The sequence below is a fragment of the Pseudomonas multiresinivorans genome, from assembly GCF_012971725.1.
Taxonomy (GTDB): Bacteria; Pseudomonadota; Gammaproteobacteria; order Pseudomonadales; family Pseudomonadaceae; genus Pseudomonas; species Pseudomonas multiresinivorans.
Genome location: NZ_CP048833.1, coordinates 3,222,044 through 3,237,577 on the forward strand (window position 1 = coordinate 3,222,044; position 15,534 = coordinate 3,237,577).

Below are 15,534 nucleotides of genomic sequence, written 5' to 3' on the forward strand. Positions count from 1 at the left end.
CTTTCTGAGAGGTCGTTATGGGGTATTTCGTTGCGTTCGAGAAAGAGAATGGGAAGACGGTTGTTGCGTCTTTTGCCTGCGCGCAGGATGAATTGACTTGGCCTTATCAGGGTGAGATTGATCAGAATGACCCTAAATGGAGAGAGTATGTTAAGAACTTCCCATTCGGATCATTTCAAGATGTCATCGATTGACGATAGTGCGGACTAGCGGCGCAACTCTGGTGTACGTTTGCTTTGCTTTTATCCCGTAGAGTTGATCGCTTGGGTGGACGCAGTCGCTGTACAAGTCCTTCCAGTGAGGAAGCGTCTGGATGTAGTCGTAGAATGGCACCAGTGGTGCATTCATGTTTGTCGCTGACCCGCGCAGGGCAGTTACAAATCGAGCTAGATTCCCGATGGTAGGCTGATAGCAAGTTGGATTTGGCTCTTGCAGAACAACTAATTTTCCATTGTTGCGCGCAGTCTGAATTAGCCAGCCAATGATCATTGCATAACTTTCTGGTGTCTCTTGGTACATGTCGGGGGTAGGGTTAGCGTTATAGGACTGATCATTGAGTCCATAGTTGAAGATGACAATGTCAGCAGGTGATTTTGCCATCTGTTCAGCCCAGGGGCGATTCCGTCCATCTGTCCCGCTTAGAAGTTGATATGCCTGCGTGCCACCAACTCCATTATTCACGACTAGCACGCTCTTTCCGAACTCGGACTGTAGCAGGTCTTGGAGGGCGTTTGGCTCGTTGTTCGGTGTAGTTGTCAGCTTCTGGTTGATTGTCTGTGCGCCGAGCGTAGTCGAGTCGCCATACATTTCCACAATGATGATTCTTTCTTGCGAAATGGCTAGGTTGGAAAGCACGCATAGAAGGCAGGCAGTAAGAAGATGTATAGTTAGCGCTGCCCATCTTTGATGATCTGGTTGAATGCCCATCTTATATGTTCGACATGTCATTGCGTGGCGACCTCAGTTTGCTTTGTATTTGTCAGCCATTTCCCTGTGCGCATCATTGGGTTTTCAATGTATTTGTAGCTTGCATGCGAGAAAAGAATTGTTAATGTCACGGATAGCGAGATGGCTATGGCTGCATCGAATGGCGTGGGTGCGTGAATCTTGCTTGCTACATATATTGCTGTAATTACAAGTATCATGTGCAAGATATATATTGAGTATGATATTTGGCCTAGGTAGACGGCAGGCTTGCTGCGTAGAAGGCTGGATGCTGCTTGTTGTGCTGTTGACGTTTTTTTGCAGAGAGCGCAATAAGAAACAAGGGCCCATATGATTAGAGCGGCCGAGTGCTCAGGGGTTATTGGTGCGGCGAGTAAGGCTGGAATTAATGCGGCTGGCCATTTCTCTGAACTTAACTTGTAAGTATAGAAAGTGGCTATCCCTACAGCAAATAAAGGTAGATAATTTCCAATGTATCCGCCTCCCATGGATCTTCCGGTAATGGCCAGGATAATCAAGCCTGCGGAAAGCACAATGAGCTTGGCGATTCTTTTGGTCCGTCCCAAAAGGAAGTATGCGGCCGGAGCAAGCAAATAGAACTGCCATTCGACTGATACGCTCCATGCTTGTCCAACCAATGTGTATGCGGAATTCTCCAGAATTCTGTCAGGGACTAAGCCCTGAATTAGTAGTGCGTGTGATAAAAAACTCCATACGAGATTCTTTTCTGCAGAATCTATAAGTGAGATTCGCGCTTCTGTCATTGGGGCGGTAGGGGCTAGCTGAAGTATTTCCCTTGAAATAGGGAGCATCAGAGTGGATATGATGAGAGCTACGAGGTAAATCGGGAAGATCCTGAAGGCCCTTTGCGTCAGGAACTTTCTGTAGTTCTGATGCTCTCTATCGAGGAGGCTAAAGATTACAAATCCGCTAAGTATTATGAATACCTGAACTGGAACTGTATTCCATAGGCTTGGGCTTGCAAAATTAAAGCTGATTGGGAGTCCGGACATTACATGCCCTATCACAACCCATATCGCCAGAATTCCACGCAGGCCTTCATATTCTGGAATAAATCCTGAGTACTGACCTTTGAGTCTCGCATTGCTCATCTGGAAGCCATTTCCCGCCTCGGCATTGTGGCGTGCATTCTAACGATCTTGAGGCGATGAAGGATATTCAAATGTCCATCGCTCAGCAGCAGTTGCTGCGCATCTACTCCAACGCCGACCTCCGGGTCGGCATTGTCGTTTCTGGAGAACAGCCATGACTACCCGAGGTGTCCGCAACTGCAACCCAGGGAACATCGACTACAACCCGCGCAACGCCTGGCAGGGCCAACTCGGCCTGGAGCTTGGCGTGGCCAAGCCGCGCTTTGCGCGCTTCGACACCCCAGAGAACGGCATCCGCGCCCTAGGCAAGTTGCTGCTGGCTTACCGCGGCAAGGATGGCATGCCTGGGGTGGGCGCCCCTGGCATAGACACCGTGCGCGAGACTATCAGCCGCTGGGCGCCTGGCAACGAGAACGATACCGAGGCCTACATAGGCGCAGTTGCCAAGGCCCTGGGCGTGCAGCCCAACCAGGTGATCGACGTCCGGCTGCCGAAGACCCTGCGCGGCCTGGTGGTGGCGATTATCCGGCACGAGAACGGCGGTGTGCCGTACCAGGGCGCGGCGATCGATGAGGGTGTGCGGAGGGCGCTGGCATGACCTGGTTGGACAGCAACTGGAAGCCCCTGCTGTGTCCGCTGCTGCTGTTTCTGGCTGCCGCAGGTGGCTGGCACGAGGGCAGGGCGCGCTTGGACGCCGCATGGCAGTCCAGATGGGATGAACACGAGAAGCAGGACCAGCAGGCTGCAGCAGCATTCGCAGCGCGGGAGCGCACTGAGGAGCAGCGCCGCCAACAATCCATCAACAGGGTGATCGAGGATGGGCAGAGAAACATTGAACAGGTGCGCGCTAATGCTGATGCCGCTGCTAATCAGCGCGTGCGGGACGCAGGCATCTAATACGCCAACAGGATTGCTGCAGCTGAAGCCGGCCGCGATTCCTGCACTGCCGCCGCAGGCCAGGCAGCAGCCCAGCACTCCAGAGTGTTGGCCGAGCTGCTTGGAGAAGCTGACCGCCTGGCGGGTGTCTACGCAGAAGCAGCTGACGAATCCCGAGTGAGGGGACAGGCCTGCGAAAAGGCGTTTATTTCGCTTTCGTCGAGTGGACATTTCGATTGACGCGCCCGCCGAGAAGTTGACTATCCTGTGGATTGGCAGGAAGGCTAGCTGCCAGATTCTCAAAGGAAGATTAGTTTCGAACTATCAAGGACTGACATATGTTCACTGATAAAGACCTTGCTCAGGCAATGCTCGCTCTTATGGTTTCCAGTGGCCTCATAAATCAGGATGAACTGGAGTTGCTACGTCAGGGATCAACTGAAAACGATGTTCGCGAAACGCTAGGGGCAATTAGAATGAATAGGGCGTTCGCCAGATATTGGGCAGCACTCGGGGTGTGGATGCAGGCGAATGGTGGTGATCAAGGTAGCACGTCAGGAACTCAGGTTCCTGGTCGTGATAAAAGTCTAAAGCTCGACCTGTCGGCAAAGTCTCTTTATGAAGATACATTTGGTGGTGTGAATAGATATATCAGTTCGGCGACATTTTCACCTATCAAGGCAATCTCTAATCACATGCGTTTCGTGAATTTTTACCTTCATGAAGAAGATAGTGAAAGTGATAGCGGAGACTGACTAATCCGAACGCTTATAGAGTTCGCTTTTCAACGGTATAAGCGTATTCACTTCCACTTAAAGATCTGTTCTCAGCAAGGATTTTGAGGGGGAAAGGCTGCGCGTTTTCGCATGGTGGCAGGATGCAGGGTTATCTGTGGGGAGCGTCTGGCGTAGCAGAACTGTTCCCGTCGCCGCCAACTCCGAGATGTTCCCGAAGCTCCAGGCTGGCCGTCATGCAGCACTGCTACCGGCCAAGCCGAAGGAAGGACAGGAGGTGGAACTCTTCGCCATGCTGTCGCCGAACTCTCATCAGGAAGAGTGGAAACCGATCGGAAAGGGTGTGGCGCACTACCTCTAGATCGGCTCGATCAGTTGCGCGCCCTGGTTCCTGACGCTGCCGACGTCCGTTGATATGCGGTAGGCCTCGAAGTCCTGCCGGGCCAGGGCGATGGTGTCGTACGCCAGGTCCAGCGAGGTGTCTGGCGAGAGCCAGGTCTTCCACTGCTGGGGCGATAGGATCACCGGCATCCGGTGGTGGATGGCTGAAACTAGGCCCTCGGCCTCCTTCGTCAGTAGCGCGCAGGAGGTGATCGGCTCGCCTTCCGGTGGTGACCAGGTCGACCAGATCCCGGCAATCGCCAGCACGTCGCCGTCGATGGCGTGATGGCGCGGCCGGCGCTGTTCTTGACCGGCTCCTTCTCGTTCCACTCATACCAACCCGCCGCCGGCATCAGGCACCGCTTGTGCCGGATCGCGTCCCGCCACATCGGCTTCGTCGCCGCTTCCTCGCTCCGCGCGTTGAAGGTCAGCGCCGGCAGCTTGTCCTTCTTCCACCAGAACGGGATCAGCCCCCAGCGGGCGGCCACCACTTCCTGTTCTCCCGCCTCGTTCAGGAGCACCATCGGCACTTGACTGGTCGGCGCGACGTTGTACGCGCGATCAATCCAGCGCCCGGAGTTCCCCCGCCCGATATGCCAGTAGCGCTCCATGGCCGCTTCCTCTGGCGTCACGTACCGTCCGCACATCCCTCAACCTCCCGAGTACGGCCAGCGCTTGTCGCCGGCGCCGGCGGGAATCAATTCCCGCAATTCGAACAGCTCCTGGCCATCGCACATTATCCGCAGGCCCTCGGAGTCACCGGCATACTCACGGTCGAACTGGCCTACGCGCAGGTACAGCTTCGGCGGCCGCCCGTCGTGGATGTTGCCGAGGAGGTTCCTCTGCAGGTCTTGGTAGTGCCCTTCGATCCCGATCGAGCCAACCACCTTGCCACCGATCAGGACATGGTAGTAGCAGCCCAGGCACCAGTGGGTTTCCCGGGTGATCTTGTGCTCGACGTTCCAGGAGTAGGCGCCGAGCGCGCGGGTGACCATCTCCTGCCGCTCCGTCAGGCAGATCAGTCCGAGCTGGTAGGCCTCGTCCGCCTGAGCCAGCAGATAGTGGTAGTGCTCGTCAGTTCGGTAGAGGAAAGCGACGCGGTCGCGTAGCGCAGTCTCCCATCGCGACTTCAGCAGGCGCCGCTCATTTTCGTGTTCGGTGTAATACATGTTCCGCCTCCCGAGTCAGGGGAGGTGAAGGGTACTGTATGGATATACAGTTTCAAGGTGAGACGACGAGAGGGTAAAGAGGGTGCCCAGGACGGGGAGAGACGGGAGAATTTCGGTCCGCAATGAAATTTACCCCCTTGCCACCCGTGGCTCAGAAGGGAGCCTTGGGAATTCGGCTGCGGACCGGAAAGATGCGTAAGCTCTTCATATATAAAGGAAGGGCGAGTGACTTAAAATCTCTCGCCCTTTGGGCGTGCCGGTTCGATTCCGGCTCCGGGCACCATTTCCCATCTCCCCCGAATCATTGCAGTTTGCATGTCTGAATCGAGGCGAGCGCCATACATGAAAAAACCGGCCTAGGCCGGGTTTTTCATTTTCAACGATTCAGGGATTCAGGCGCCGATATGCGCCATCGAGCGCAGCTTTGCGCCGGCCTTGACGATTCGGCGTTGGCGCAGAGGCCCGCTGGCCTCATAAAAACTCTGCAGCGGCACTTCTTCCTTGAAGTGATCGGCGTCGTGCTGCTGCAGGGGGCCGTATTCGGTTGCCAGATCGCGGCGGATGCGGCCTACCAAGCTGGTCAGTAGCTCTTCGTTGCGTTGCTCTTCCAGTCGCACCACCCGACAGGCGATGTGTTCTCCCGCTTCCTTGCTCAGCGTCATGATCAGGTTGCCGTCCGGTCGAGCGGTGAAACTCACTTCGAAATCGGAAAAGACCTGGCAGAGATATTGGGCGGCAGGCAGGCGGTCGATTGGCATGGCGTCGTCCTCGGCAATGTGTGGGCGGGTTTATCCCTTTCATTGCAGGGTGCGTACCAATCTTGGATAAAATAAAAATCCTTTTAAATCAATAATTTAAAAATAATCTTTGCTTCGCCTTCCATGCAGCCTGCAAGGTATGGCGCGAATGCAATGGCATTTTGCACGATGGCGATTCTAGTGCGGGAGGAGGTGGCGCCTGGGTGAAGCGTTTTTTGCCTTGTGCTTGAACTTCTGCATGCGGGCGCGGCGCATGGGTACGCGCAGGATGGCCCACAGCGTAACCAGTGCCAGCAGGACCCAGCCGAGAATCATGAGTGTGACGAACGTGCCTGGATTCATCTTGATATCCTCACCCCTCCCTAAGGGTAGTCCACCGCCAAGGGCGTACTGTCCTTTCGGTTGAGCGGCAATCTCTGTGTAGGTTCCGTTCAATGGCTTGCCGGGCTGGCAGGTATCTGATATCTGTATGTGTATACAGTATTCGGAGAAAGGTCATGCAACAAGCCATTCTGGAAGTCCAAGATGTGATGCGGTCGGGCGCAGGCGCAGCGGCCACCGCAGTGCTTCTGCATACCTACATAGTCCGTGCGTGTGGCGAAGAGATGACGCAGGCGGGCATTCACGACAGCGACCTGTTGCTGGTCGACCGTTCCGAACTGGCGGCGCCGGGTGAAATCGTGGTGGCGGCACTGAACGGTGAGGCGCTGATTCGCCGGCTCGCCATCATCGATGGCTGTTTCGCGCTGCAGGCAGCGAGCGATGGCTTTCCCACCTTGAAGGTCGAGGAGGGGGATGAGCTTTCGATCTGGGGCGTGGTGCGTCAGCGGCTTTGCGGGAGCGAAGTGGCGCACGGAACCCGAGCGTAGAGAGGGTGCGGGCAGGACCGGGATGCTGACCATTTGCCAGTAAGTTCGAGAACTAAATCGGCAATCCGGTGGTCAGATGCGCGTGCCATCGGTTTCAACTGCGCGGAAGTGTCGTGCAGCTTGCAATCCGGGGCATTGTAAGGCGGACGCAGCCTGATTAGACTGCGCGCAACTCGCACCCCTGTCCCTCTCGAAGGACTCCCATGATCAAGAAATGTCTGTTCCCGGCCGCCGGCTACGGTACCCGCTTCCTCCCGGCCACCAAGGCCATGCCCAAGGAAATGCTGCCGGTGGTGAACAAGCCGCTGATCCAGTATGCCGTTGAAGAGGCGCTGGAAGCCGGTCTCGGCGAAATTGGTATCGTCACTGGCCGCGGCAAGCGCTCGCTCGAAGACCACTTCGACATCAGTTATGAGTTGGAGCACCAGATTCGCAACACCGACAAGGAAAAGTACCTGGTCGGTATTCGTCGCCTGATCGACGAGTGCACTTTCTCCTACACCCGTCAGGTCGAAATGAAGGGCCTGGGCCATGCGATCCTGACCGGTCGCCCGCTGATCGGCGACGAGCCCTTCGCTGTCGTGCTGGCGGACGACCTGTGCCTGAACCTGGAAGGCGACAGTGTCCTCAAGCAGATGGTCAAGCTGTACAACCAGTTCCGCTGCTCCATCGTGGCAATCCAGGAAGTGCCGCCGGAAGAGACCAACAAGTACGGCGTGATCGCCGGCGAGATGATCCGCGACGACATCTACCGCGTGAACACCATGGTCGAGAAGCCCAAGCCTGAAGATGCCCCGTCGAACCTGGCGATCATCGGCCGCTATATCCTGACTCCGGATATCTTCGACCTGATCGAGCAGACCGAGCCGGGCAAGGGCGGTGAAATCCAGATCACCGACGCTCTGATGAAGCAGGCCCAGGACGGTTGCGTACTGGCCTACAAATTCAAGGGCAAGCGCTTCGACTGCGGCAGCGCCGAGGGTTACATCGAGGCGACCAACTTCTGCTACGAGCACCTCTACAAGACTGGCAAGGCCTGGTAATTCCGGACTTTTCCGCTCTTTGAAAAAGCCACCTTCGGGTGGCTTTTTCGTTTGTGCAGCCGGGCATCACATCGAGCGCGGGATTGGCATGGCCTCCGATCCCGGCCCGAGCGGCTGCCCATAACTGAACTCGACGTAGTTGCCCGCCGGGTCGCGCAGTCCGCAGTAATAACCCACCGGGTAAGGTTCTTCCCGGGGTGCCCAGATCAGGCAGCCGGCCGACTCGGCGTCCCGGGCGATGCGGTCGACTTCTTCGTGGCTGTCCACGGCGAAGCCGAAGTGGCTGTAGTCATCGCTGGCCAGGTGTCGCGCCTGCCCGCCAGGCATGATGACGAAGATGAAGCTGTGCTCCTTGCCGGGCTCCGCCATCCAGACAATGCGTGAGCCCTTGCCTTCGCGCTGGTGGATGATGCGCATGCGGCAGAAGCGCTCGTAGAACGCAATGCAGGCCTCAAGGTCAGGTACGTGCAGGGCCAGATGGGTCAGGGATGGGCGCATGGCGAATCCTCCTTCGGCAGCGGCTGATGGCAGGATAGGTCAGGCGCCATGAGGTATGCTGCCTGACATATCCAAGCGGAGATCCATGATGTCTTTCGATTTCGACCTGTTCGTCATTGGTGCGGGTTCCGGCGGTGTGCGTGCTGCGCGCTTTGCCGCGGGCTTTGGCGCCAGGGTGGCCGTGGCGGAAAGCCGTTACCTGGGCGGTACCTGCGTCAACGTCGGTTGCGTGCCGAAGAAGCTGCTGGTGTACGGGGCGCATTTCCATGAGGACTTCGAGCAGGCTGCCGGATTTGGCTGGACCCTGGGCGAAGCGAAGTTCGACTGGCCGACCCTGATCGCCAACAAGAATCGCGAGATCCATCGCCTCAATGGCATCTACCGCAATCTGCTGGTGAACAGCGGCGTCACGCTGCTGGAGGGGCATGCCAGGCTGCAGGATGCACATACCGTGGAAGTCGACGGCCAGCGTTTCCGCGCCAAGCACATCCTCATTGCCACTGGTGGCTGGCCGCAAGTGCCGGACATTCCCGGCAAGGAGCACGCGATCACTTCCAATGAGGCCTTCTTCCTCAAGGAGCTGCCGCGTCGGGTTTTGGTGGTCGGCGGCGGTTACATCGCCGTGGAGTTTGCCGGCATCTTCCACGGCCTGGGGGCGCAGACTTCGCTGCTGTATCGCAAGGATTTGTTCCTGCGTGGCTTCGATCGCAGCGTGCGCGAGCACCTGCGCGACGAGCTGACGAGGAAGGGGCTGGACCTGCAGTTCAACAGCGACATAGCGCGCATCGACAAGCAGGCCGACGGTACCCTGGCTGCGACGCTCAAGGATGGTCGCGTGCTGGAGGCGGATTGCGTGTTCTACGCAACCGGCCGCCGTCCGCAACTGGACAACCTGGGCCTGGAGAATGTCTCGGTCGAGCTGGATGATCGTGGTTACATCAAGGTCGATGAGGCCTATTGCACCAGCGAGCCGTCGATCCATGCCATCGGTGATGTGATCGGCCGGGTGCAATTGACCCCCGTGGCGCTGGCCGAAGGCATGGCGCTGGCGCGCAAGCTGTTCCGCCCGGAGGAATACCGCCCGGTGGACTACAAGCTCATTCCCACTGCTGTATTCAGCCTGCCCAACATCGGCACGGTCGGCCTGACTGAAGATGAAGCGCGCAGCGCCGGACACCGGGTGAAGCTGTTCGAGAGCCGTTTCCGCCCGATGAAGCTGACGCTCACCGAGTGCCAGGAACGGACCCTGATGAAGCTGATCGTCGATGCCGACACCGATAAGGTGCTGGGTTGCCATATGGTCGGCCCGGAAGCCGGAGAAATCCTCCAGGGCATCGCCATTGCGCTCAAGGCCGGGGCAACCAAGCGGGTGTTCGATGAAACCATCGGCATTCACCCGACCGCGGCGGAAGAGTTCGTGACGCTGCGTACTCCGGTCGGTGCCTGACGGCACTGTCGGAAATGAAAAAGCCGGTGCATCTGCACCGGCTTTTTTGTGGGCGGGGCGCCGTCAGTTGGCGCGTTCCAGCGGTGCGTGGCCGTCTTCCTGGCGCTGGGAGTAGCGCTGGGCGAGCACGGCGCAGACCATCAGCTGGATCTGGTGGAACAGCATCAGTGGCAGCAGGATCACGCCGACGGTGCTGCTGGCGAACAGCACCGAGGCCATGGGGACGCCGGTGGCCAGGCTCTTCTTCGAGCCGCAGAAGATGATGGTGATCCTGTCTTCCAGGGAGAAGCCCAGCCAGCGCCCCAGCAGGTTGGTGGCGACCAGTGCCAGTGCGAGCAGCACGCAGCAGGCCACGACCAGGCCGGCCAGCGCCGGAAGCGGAACCTGGTGCCACAGGCCCTGAATGACGGCGGCGCTGAAAGCGGTGTAGACCACCAGCAGGATCGAGCCCTGGTCCACGTAGCGCAGGACCGGCTTGTGCCGCTCCACCCAGGCGCCGATCCACGGGCGCAGCAGTTGGCCGGCAATGAAGGGCACCAGCAGTTGCAGGGTGATCTTGCCGATGGCGTCCAGCGTCGACATTCCGGTATCGCCATGGGCGCCGATCAGCAGCTGCACGAGCAGCGGCGTGACGAAAACGCCCAGCAGGCTGGAGGCCGATGCGCTGCAGATGGCCGCCGGGATGTTGCCCCGTGCCAGCGACGTGAAGGCGATAGCCGATTGCACGGTGGCGGGCAGGGCGCAGAGATACAGCATGCCCAGGTAAAGGTCCGGGGTTACTAGGGGCGACAGTGCGGGCTTGAGCGCCAGGCCGAGCAGGGGAAAGAGGATGAAGGTGCAGGAGAATATCAGCAGGTGCAGCCGCCAGTGGGTGGCCCCGGCGATGATCGCCTGGCGCGACAGCTTGGCACCGTGAAGGAAGAACAGCAGCGCGATGCCCAGGTTGGTGATCCAGCCGAAAATCACGGCAGCGGTGCCTTCGCAGGGCAGCAGGCTGGCAACGGTCACGGTGGCGATCAGCGCCAGGGTGAAGTTGTCGGGGAGCAGGCGTGGGCGAGCCATGGGCACATCTCTCATCGTTGTTGTGTGTGAAAGACCGCGAGGGTCAGGTTCGCACTCTAAGCCTGCGAGGATGTGCCGGCTAACGCCAGAACGTCAGCTTATGTCGCTGAAAGGACAGTTTCTGCTCCCTGCACATGCAGGTCCACCGAGCACACGCTGACCATCCCGCGCATGCGCTGGGCGATCACCTCGGCGCGATAGCGCGGCAGCGTGTTCACGCGCAGGGCGATATCCAGCCAGTCCTCCCGGCGGGAGGATTCCACCTCGGCCGGCACGTGGCCCTGCAGTGCAAACTGGTTCAGTAGGCGACAGAGAATGTCGGCATCGATCTCGGCGCGAATCAGGTAGCGCACGTCGGCGGCCACTTCGGTGGGGACGGGGCGGTCTTGTGGGAGTTGGGGGAGTTCGACGAGATGAAGTGCGGGGAGCGTCATGGCGGCTGGCCGATGCAGGGGAGGTGACGGGTATTCTGCGGGCGCGCCGGAGGAATTATTTGCCTGATTTCTGCAATGGGTGACTTATTTGTGCATTAATAAGTCTTTATTGTCGATATTTGAGATTTGTATATGCCCATATCGCTGGATGCCCAAGACCGCAGGATCCTCGAGTTACTGCAGGAGGAGGCAACGCTTTCGACGGCCGAGATCGCTGAGCGCATCGGCCTGTCGCAATCGCCGTGCTGGCGTCGAATTCAGCGACTGAAGGACGAGGGTGTGATCCGCAAGCAGGTGACTCTGCTGGATCGCAAGAAGATCGGCCTGAATACCCAGATATTTGCCCAGGTGAAGCTCAACGCCCATGGGCGCAATCACCTGACGGATTTTGCGCAGGCCATGCAGGAGTTCCCCGAGGTGCTGGAGTGCCACGTCCTGATGGGCGCGGTCGACTTCATGCTGCGCATCGTGACGGAGGATGTGGAGGCTTACGAGCGCTTCTTCTTCGAGCGCCTGTCCCAGGTGCCGGGCGTGCAGGAGATCAACTCCATCGTGGCGCTCTCGGAGATCAAGTCCACCACCACGTTGCCCCTGCCGCGGGGCTGAAAAGGCGCCGGGGTGCCGGCGCTCAGGGCGGTCAGACGCCGCCGAGATAGTCCATCTTGCCGACTTCCACGCCGTTGTGGCGGAGGATGTCGTAGGCCGTGGTGATGTGGAAATAGAAGTTCGGGTTGACGAATCCGAGCAGGAAGTCCGAGCCCTTGAAGCTGACTTCGCGGGTACGCAGCTTCAGCTCGATGGTGCGACTTTCGGCGCCTTCGAACTGCTCGGGCTTCAGGGTCTTGAGGAAGTCGATGGTCTTCGCGATGCGTGCCTGCAGCTCTGCGAAGGTGGTTTCGTCATCGGCGAAGCTCGGAACCTCGACACCGGCCAGGCGCGCACCGGCGCCCTTGGCGGAGTCGGAGGCTATCTGCACCTGGCGCCCTAGGGCGAACATGTCCGGGGCGAGACGGGCGTTGATCAGGACGGAAGGATCGATGGATTTGGCTTCGGCATGGGCGGCGGCCTTGGCGAGAATCGCCGAGAGATTGCCGAGCATGCGGATGAAGACGGGAACGGAAGCCTGGTAGATCGAGAGGGACATGCTGCGTACTCCAGACAGATAAAGGTGGGCTCGTCACGGTGGACGGCCGTCGGAGTCTACTGCGGGTATCTGCGGCTGTCGCCAGGCTTCAGCGCCTGGCCACTTTCGGCGCCGGACAGCGATCGCTTTCGATCGGGCCGACATAGGGATTGCCCCAGCCCATTACGCAGCCAACCATCTGGTTGCGCTGGCGCTCCCAGGTTTCCACCGGGTACTGCTTGCTCCAGGCGGTGAACAGCTGGCGGTCCTGGTTGGAGAGCTTCAGGCCGTAGCGGTCGCTCATATAGAAGTAGGTGCGGGCGATCATGCCGCGAATCTGCGGGCGGGGCATGGCCTTGCGTGCCTTGAAGTCGACCACCATCGGACAGGCGCCGTACTGCGAGGGCTTTTGCTGCAGCCAGCCGAAGCTGTAGTTGGCGCGGTCGCCGTTCACCTCGCCGATGCTCGGCACCAGGTTGTGCAGGTCGGCCTCGGCCTTCTGGTACACCCGGTCATTGCGCGAACAGTTCTTGCGCCCGCCGTTCTGCCAGCATTGGCGCTGGTGGCCGATCACCCAGGCAGGAACAATGTGCTCCCACTCGATGCGCGAGGCGCGGTTGGCATTCTTGCGCGGGGTGTAGCCGCAGCTCTTCAGGTCGACCTTGGTGCCGTTGTAGCGGCAGCCGCAATAGAACTCCACCGATTGGCGGGCGTACAGCTTGCGTCCGACCTTCTTGGCTTCTTCGAAGGTGCGCGGGGCGGCGGCAGAGGCAACGGTGGGAACAGCGAGGATCAGCAGCAGGGCCAGGCAGCGTCCGAACATGAGGCATTCCTTACGAAAGTCGCTGCATCTTACTGATTGAGAAAGAATTGCCAATCGTGGCAATGGAATGGCAAGGCTGTGGCGTGACGAGAATGCCATGGCGTGGTGCGCAGGGCTTACGGCGGCTGGGAACGCTTCGCGATACAGCTTCAACTCCTTTCAATCTGCTTCATAAAGTTTTCATAAGTCTATGATTTTGAAGTGAATTTATTTCTATAAATCACTTTAAAGACAAGCGCTATCACGATGTTTTGATGAGTTTTTCCCTGCTGCGAATGGCGGCCGCACCTGTCGTGCATCTTGTGGGGCGGGTATTAGAGTTTCAACATTAATATTGGTGTGTAAGTCATTGATATATAGATATTGGTACTATCTTCCCGCGCGGTCTGCACGGGATGCGCAAGGCTTGGTAAGCTGAGCCTTTCCGTCATCCGGGAGATCGTCATGATTGAGCGCAGAACCCTGGCGGCCATCGCCTGCCTCGTATTGGCGATGCCAGCCTTCGCGCAGAAGTTCACCGGGCAGGAGGCGCAATCGCAAAGTGCGCCGCGCTATCAGAACCAGCCGCAATGGCAGCAGTCGCCGCCGGTGATCCAGCGCATCTATGTCAGCCCTGGGGCAAGCGGTAGCGTAGGCAGTTCGTCCAGCTGGCAACGCAATGACAGCTATGGTGGCGCGCGGGTGCCCAGTGGCTACGGCGAGACGCGTTCGAACACGGTCATCATCGACCAGGGCAGCGGCGGCATCCGACAGAGCATCGAATACCCCAATGGCGCGGTCTATCCGCGAGGTAACGGCAATTATCAGCAACAGTGAGCCGGGTCAGTCGACCAGGTCGTCGCGCGTCAGGCGGGATTTGCGCAGGCCGCCGTGGCTGTAGAACAGCCCGGTATCGCCGCGCCAATGGAAGAGTGTGGCGAGAAACGCCGAACTGACCCGGCCCACATCCCAGCTACGGAGTTTGCGGTAGGCCCAGAGCCAGCTGTCGTCGGAGGAGGAGTCGCTCATGGAATCGTCCTTGATTCGGCAAGCGTGAAAAGTGCATGGGACATTAGTGCGCCTGATAGGCCTTCGCAAGTCGCTGCTCCCGCAACCGCGACCTGCGAAAAAACCTGCGCACTCAGGCGGTGCTGAGCGCCTTCGATTCCTCGACGTACTCCTTCAGCCAGCGCAGCACCTCCACGGCGTCCCAGCGGCTGGGGTCGAACATGGCGTAGGCCTGGCCCTGGTAGCCCACCACATCCAGCGGGCGGTGATAGCCGGCGCGCTGCATCAGGGCCTCGATTTCCGCGAAGCACACGTTGAAGTGGGTGCGGCTGAAGGGCGTCTTGCCCTCTGTGACCAACCCCTCCAACAGCAGTTCCGCCACGGCTTCGCTGACTTCCTCGATGGCCATGTGGTTCACCGTGTACTTCAGCTGATGGATACTGACCATCGCTTGCTCCTCAATGGGTTTCAGGCCCATACCCTGTGATTCGAGGTGATCGACGTAGCCAATGGACTATGGCCTTTCGTCGAGGTTTAAAAAATTTTCGCAAAATACTGTATGCATGAACAGTATTTTCTCCTAATATCCCTCTCGCGGTCTGACAGAAACCTTGAAGTGCCCGTCGCCAGTGGCCTGGCGGGCATTGCTCGACGAACAGGAGCGATGGCGATGCTGCAGAAACTGATGCTTTGTGCCGGTGTGGCGATGCTCGCGGGTTGTGCCCAACCCCAGGCGGATGTCCCGCGCGCCAATGGCGCCTACCTCATCATCGAGGGCAAGGAGGCCTGGGCCGTTCTGGTGGCCGACGGCAAGCGCGTCGAGGAGCGAGGCACGGTACGCGATGCCATCCGTCTGCCGAAGGAGCGCTCGGCGATCGCTGCCAGCTACGTGATCGACACGCCCAACTGCGGTCGCCTGCAATGGCTGACCCAGGGCGAGGGCGACTCCACCGTGCGGCTGTCCTCGCAGGGCGACGCGGACGACCTGTCGGGTTGCCAGATCAGCGACGGACTCAGCCGCGTCTGGACTGCGCTGGACTATTCGAGCTGAGCATCAGCCCCGAGAAATCCGATCTCCGACAAAATGTTTCGGCTGGCCCTCTCTTCACGTTTTTTTCACACCCAGGGGCAGAGGATGAAAACCAGCTAAGGGATTAGCTCCCCATCGAAAAGCCCGCTTGATTGCGGGCTTTTTATTGCCTGTCGATCAAGGTCGGCTCGCCCGCCAGACGCTCTGCGGCTAAGGTGAAGCTCCACGGAAAGGCGGAGATAG

At 58.8% G+C, this 15,534-nt stretch carries 22 protein-coding genes and 1 pseudogene; 9 read left to right on the forward strand and 14 right to left on the reverse strand.

The features are described 5' to 3' along the window. Positions 1-183 precede the first annotated feature (183 nt). Positions 184-927, reverse strand: a complete 744-nt coding sequence (locus tag G4G71_RS14640) for an SGNH/GDSL hydrolase family protein (protein WP_169938677.1) — start codon at positions 925-927, stop codon at positions 184-186. A gap of 17 nt (positions 928-944) precedes the next feature. Further along, positions 945-2,057: an acyltransferase family protein gene (locus tag G4G71_RS14645; RefSeq protein WP_169938679.1), complete on the reverse strand. Its 1,113-nt coding sequence runs from the start codon at positions 2,055-2,057 to the stop codon at positions 945-947. A gap of 154 nt (positions 2,058-2,211) precedes the next feature. On the opposite strand from G4G71_RS14645, the gene G4G71_RS14650 reads away from it, so the two are divergent. From G4G71_RS14650 to G4G71_RS14665, 3 genes and pseudogenes are all read left to right on the forward strand, one after another. Further along, a complete protein-coding gene (locus G4G71_RS14650; RefSeq protein ID WP_169938681.1) occupies positions 2,212-2,655 on the forward strand; it encodes a structural protein P5 in 444 nt (147 codons plus the stop codon). Beyond that, a pseudogene (locus G4G71_RS29950) lies at positions 2,652-3,173 on the forward strand (DUF2514 family protein). Before G4G71_RS14650 ends, G4G71_RS29950 begins: the two are co-directional and overlap by 4 nt. A 98-nt stretch (positions 3,174-3,271) precedes the next feature. After that, positions 3,272-3,688, forward strand: coding sequence for a hypothetical protein (locus G4G71_RS14665; protein WP_169938685.1), 417 nt, complete (start codon positions 3,272-3,274; stop codon positions 3,686-3,688). A 336-nt stretch (positions 3,689-4,024) separates the two neighbouring features. Here the strand turns inward: G4G71_RS14665 and G4G71_RS30055 are convergent, their stop codons facing one another. The 5 genes from G4G71_RS30055 to G4G71_RS14685 form a co-directional block, all read right to left on the reverse strand. After that, positions 4,025-4,315, reverse strand: a complete 291-nt coding sequence (locus tag G4G71_RS30055) for an SOS response-associated peptidase (protein ID WP_277352233.1) — start codon at positions 4,313-4,315, stop codon at positions 4,025-4,027. Continuing rightward, a complete protein-coding gene (locus G4G71_RS14670; protein WP_277352234.1) occupies positions 4,240-4,659 on the reverse strand; it encodes an SOS response-associated peptidase in 420 nt (139 codons plus the stop codon). The genes G4G71_RS30055 and G4G71_RS14670 overlap by 76 nt, the downstream gene beginning before the upstream one ends. Before the next feature lie 39 nt (positions 4,660-4,698). Then, entirely contained in the window at positions 4,699-5,217 is a 519-nt protein-coding gene (locus G4G71_RS14675) for a hypothetical protein (protein ID WP_169938687.1), read from the reverse strand. Between the two features lie 392 nt (positions 5,218-5,609). Further along, entirely contained in the window at positions 5,610-5,975 is a 366-nt protein-coding gene (locus tag G4G71_RS14680; protein WP_169938689.1) for a DUF3509 domain-containing protein, read from the reverse strand. Positions 5,976-6,152: 177 nt separating this feature from the next. Then, on the reverse strand, positions 6,153-6,317 hold the full coding sequence (locus G4G71_RS14685; protein ID WP_169938691.1) for a hypothetical protein: 165 nt from the start codon (positions 6,315-6,317) through the stop codon (positions 6,153-6,155). A 155-nt stretch (positions 6,318-6,472) separates the two neighbouring features. On the opposite strand from G4G71_RS14685, the gene G4G71_RS14690 reads away from it, so the two are divergent. Both G4G71_RS14690 and galU read left to right on the forward strand, forming a co-directional pair. Further along, on the forward strand, positions 6,473-6,844 hold the full coding sequence (locus G4G71_RS14690) for a LexA family protein (protein WP_169938694.1): 372 nt from the start codon (positions 6,473-6,475) through the stop codon (positions 6,842-6,844). A gap of 203 nt (positions 6,845-7,047) precedes the next feature. After that, positions 7,048-7,887 carry a UTP--glucose-1-phosphate uridylyltransferase GalU gene (gene galU, locus G4G71_RS14695; RefSeq protein ID WP_024767166.1) on the forward strand — a complete coding sequence of 280 codons (840 nt, stop codon included), beginning with the start codon at positions 7,048-7,050 and terminating at the stop codon, positions 7,885-7,887. Positions 7,888-7,953: 66 nt separating this feature from the next. On the opposite strand, the gene G4G71_RS14700 is transcribed toward galU, so the two are convergent. Further along, on the reverse strand, positions 7,954-8,385 hold the full coding sequence (locus tag G4G71_RS14700; RefSeq protein WP_169938696.1) for a VOC family protein: 432 nt from the start codon (positions 8,383-8,385) through the stop codon (positions 7,954-7,956). Positions 8,386-8,473: 88 nt separating this feature from the next. Here G4G71_RS14700 and gorA point away from each other — a divergent pair, with 88 nt between their 5' ends. Continuing rightward, entirely contained in the window at positions 8,474-9,832 is a 1,359-nt protein-coding gene (gene gorA, locus G4G71_RS14705) for a glutathione-disulfide reductase (RefSeq protein ID WP_169938698.1), read from the forward strand. Between the two features lie 63 nt (positions 9,833-9,895). Here gorA and G4G71_RS14710 read toward each other — a convergent pair whose 3' ends face one another. Both G4G71_RS14710 and G4G71_RS14715 read right to left on the reverse strand, forming a co-directional pair. Continuing rightward, a complete protein-coding gene (locus tag G4G71_RS14710) occupies positions 9,896-10,894 on the reverse strand; it encodes a bile acid:sodium symporter family protein (protein WP_065085207.1) in 999 nt (332 codons plus the stop codon). Positions 10,895-10,992: 98 nt separating this feature from the next. After that, the gene (locus G4G71_RS14715) at positions 10,993-11,247 is read right to left on the reverse strand and encodes a hypothetical protein (protein WP_064979825.1); all 255 of its coding nucleotides are present in this window, start codon (positions 11,245-11,247) and stop codon (positions 10,993-10,995) included. Between the two features lie 213 nt (positions 11,248-11,460). On the opposite strand from G4G71_RS14715, the gene G4G71_RS14720 reads away from it, so the two are divergent. Further along, entirely contained in the window at positions 11,461-11,934 is a 474-nt protein-coding gene (locus G4G71_RS14720) for an Lrp/AsnC family transcriptional regulator (RefSeq protein WP_037009888.1), read from the forward strand. A gap of 31 nt (positions 11,935-11,965) precedes the next feature. Here G4G71_RS14720 and G4G71_RS14725 read toward each other — a convergent pair whose 3' ends face one another. Next, complete coding sequence (locus G4G71_RS14725; protein ID WP_169938700.1) at positions 11,966-12,472, reverse strand: DUF1993 domain-containing protein; 507 nt, start codon at positions 12,470-12,472, stop codon at positions 11,966-11,968. An 88-nt stretch (positions 12,473-12,560) separates the two neighbouring features. After that, a complete protein-coding gene (locus G4G71_RS14730) occupies positions 12,561-13,274 on the reverse strand; it encodes an endonuclease (protein ID WP_169938701.1) in 714 nt (237 codons plus the stop codon). 444 nt (positions 13,275-13,718) lie between these two features. On the opposite strand from G4G71_RS14730, the gene G4G71_RS14735 reads away from it, so the two are divergent. Then, a complete protein-coding gene (locus tag G4G71_RS14735) occupies positions 13,719-14,090 on the forward strand; it encodes a hypothetical protein (protein WP_240964929.1) in 372 nt (123 codons plus the stop codon). A gap of 6 nt (positions 14,091-14,096) precedes the next feature. On the opposite strand, the gene G4G71_RS14740 is transcribed toward G4G71_RS14735, so the two are convergent. Then, positions 14,097-14,282, reverse strand: a complete 186-nt coding sequence (locus tag G4G71_RS14740; protein WP_054909405.1) for a hypothetical protein — start codon at positions 14,280-14,282, stop codon at positions 14,097-14,099. Positions 14,283-14,394: 112 nt separating this feature from the next. Then, entirely contained in the window at positions 14,395-14,709 is a 315-nt protein-coding gene (locus G4G71_RS14745; RefSeq protein WP_054909464.1) for a hypothetical protein, read from the reverse strand. Between the two features lie 222 nt (positions 14,710-14,931). Here G4G71_RS14745 and G4G71_RS14750 point away from each other — a divergent pair, with 222 nt between their 5' ends. Beyond that, complete coding sequence (locus G4G71_RS14750; protein WP_169938702.1) at positions 14,932-15,312, forward strand: hypothetical protein; 381 nt, start codon at positions 14,932-14,934, stop codon at positions 15,310-15,312. Positions 15,313-15,534 lie beyond the last annotated feature (222 nt).

Bases quoted from the DNA above. Each gene is read 5' to 3' on its own strand.
- G4G71_RS14640 (WP_169938677.1), bottom strand. From the start codon at position 927: ATGGGCATTCAACCAGATCATCAAAGATGGGCAGCGCTAACTATACAT.
- G4G71_RS14645 (WP_169938679.1), bottom strand. From the start codon at position 2,057: ATGAGCAATGCGAGACTCAAAGGTCAGTACTCAGGATTTATTCCAGAA.
- G4G71_RS14650 (WP_169938681.1), top strand. From the start codon at position 2,212: ATGACTACCCGAGGTGTCCGCAACTGCAACCCAGGGAACATCGACTAC.
- G4G71_RS14665 (WP_169938685.1), top strand. From the start codon at position 3,272: ATGTTCACTGATAAAGACCTTGCTCAGGCAATGCTCGCTCTTATGGTT.
- G4G71_RS14670 (WP_277352234.1), bottom strand. From the start codon at position 4,659: ATGGAGCGCTACTGGCATATCGGGCGGGGGAACTCCGGGCGCTGGATT.
- G4G71_RS14675 (WP_169938687.1), bottom strand. From the start codon at position 5,217: ATGTATTACACCGAACACGAAAATGAGCGGCGCCTGCTGAAGTCGCGA.
- G4G71_RS14680 (WP_169938689.1), bottom strand. From the start codon at position 5,975: ATGCCAATCGACCGCCTGCCTGCCGCCCAATATCTCTGCCAGGTCTTT.
- G4G71_RS14685 (WP_169938691.1), bottom strand. From the start codon at position 6,317: ATGAATCCAGGCACGTTCGTCACACTCATGATTCTCGGCTGGGTCCTG.
- G4G71_RS14690 (WP_169938694.1), top strand. From the start codon at position 6,473: ATGCAACAAGCCATTCTGGAAGTCCAAGATGTGATGCGGTCGGGCGCA.
- galU (WP_024767166.1), top strand. From the start codon at position 7,048: ATGATCAAGAAATGTCTGTTCCCGGCCGCCGGCTACGGTACCCGCTTC.
- G4G71_RS14700 (WP_169938696.1), bottom strand. From the start codon at position 8,385: ATGCGCCCATCCCTGACCCATCTGGCCCTGCACGTACCTGACCTTGAG.
- gorA (WP_169938698.1), top strand. From the start codon at position 8,474: ATGTCTTTCGATTTCGACCTGTTCGTCATTGGTGCGGGTTCCGGCGGT.
- G4G71_RS14710 (WP_065085207.1), bottom strand. From the start codon at position 10,894: ATGGCTCGCCCACGCCTGCTCCCCGACAACTTCACCCTGGCGCTGATC.
- G4G71_RS14720 (WP_037009888.1), top strand. From the start codon at position 11,461: ATGCCCATATCGCTGGATGCCCAAGACCGCAGGATCCTCGAGTTACTG.
- G4G71_RS14725 (WP_169938700.1), bottom strand. From the start codon at position 12,472: ATGTCCCTCTCGATCTACCAGGCTTCCGTTCCCGTCTTCATCCGCATG.
- G4G71_RS14730 (WP_169938701.1), bottom strand. From the start codon at position 13,274: ATGTTCGGACGCTGCCTGGCCCTGCTGCTGATCCTCGCTGTTCCCACC.
- G4G71_RS14735 (WP_240964929.1), top strand. From the start codon at position 13,719: ATGATTGAGCGCAGAACCCTGGCGGCCATCGCCTGCCTCGTATTGGCG.
- G4G71_RS14740 (WP_054909405.1), bottom strand. From the start codon at position 14,282: ATGAGCGACTCCTCCTCCGACGACAGCTGGCTCTGGGCCTACCGCAAA.
- G4G71_RS14745 (WP_054909464.1), bottom strand. From the start codon at position 14,709: ATGGTCAGTATCCATCAGCTGAAGTACACGGTGAACCACATGGCCATC.
- G4G71_RS14750 (WP_169938702.1), top strand. From the start codon at position 14,932: ATGCTGCAGAAACTGATGCTTTGTGCCGGTGTGGCGATGCTCGCGGGT.